The organism is Nonomuraea lactucae, from assembly GCF_003313395.1.
In the GTDB taxonomy this organism is placed as follows: Bacteria; Actinomycetota; Actinomycetes; order Streptosporangiales; family Streptosporangiaceae; genus Nonomuraea; species Nonomuraea lactucae.
Genome location: NZ_QNFZ01000374.1, coordinates 1 through 772, shown reverse-complemented (window position 1 = coordinate 772; position 772 = coordinate 1). Strand labels below are relative to the sequence as shown.

Genomic DNA, 772 nt, shown 5'->3' with positions numbered 1-772 from the left:
CCGCCTGCTCCAGGCTGGGGTCAGGGGCCGGCAGCGCCTTCCGGTCGACCTTGCCGTTGGCGGTCACGGGGATGGCCGGCACCGTCACCACCACGGCGGGCACCATGTAGTCGGGCAGCCTGCCGCGCACGAAGCCGCGCAGTTCCGACGGTTCCACATCGTCGGCCACCGCGTAGCCGACCAGCCGCTTGCCGGACGGGCCGTCCTCGCGGGCGATCACCACCGAGTCGCGCACCCGCGGGTGGGCGGCCAGGACCGCCTCCACCTCGCCCAGCTCGATCCGGAACCCGCGGATCTTCACCTGGTCGTCCACCCGGCCCAGGAACTCCAGCACGCCGTCGGCCCGCCAGCGCACCCGGTCCCCGGTGCGGTACAGCCTTCGGCCGGGCACCCCCGACACCACGTCGGCGACGAACCTCTCCGCGGTCAGATCCGGCCTGCCCACATACCCGCGGGCCACGCCGGCGCCGCCCACGAACAGCTCACCGGCCATGCCGACCGGCACCACGTTCATCCACTCGTCCAGCACGTAGACCAGCCGCCCGGACAGCGGACCGCCGATCGGCACCGTCCCCTCCCCCGGCGGCAGGCCGGCGTCGATGTCGAAGATGGTGCAGGCCACCGTGGTCTCGGTGGGACCGTACGCGTTGATGATCTTCAGGTCGGGCAGGTGGCTCTTCACCTTCCGGCAGTGGCTGATCGACAGCGCGTCGCCACCGCACAGCAGCATCCGCAGCCCCGCGAACACCTCCGGCGCGGCCTCCGCCACCTG

General features: G+C 72.8%; 1 protein-coding gene. It reads right to left on the bottom strand.

Features of this window, described 5'->3' with window-relative positions; translation table 11 throughout:
• A partial coding sequence (locus tag DQW85_RS22040; protein WP_162795215.1) for an AMP-binding protein occupies positions 1 to 772 on the bottom strand: 772 nt, incomplete at both ends.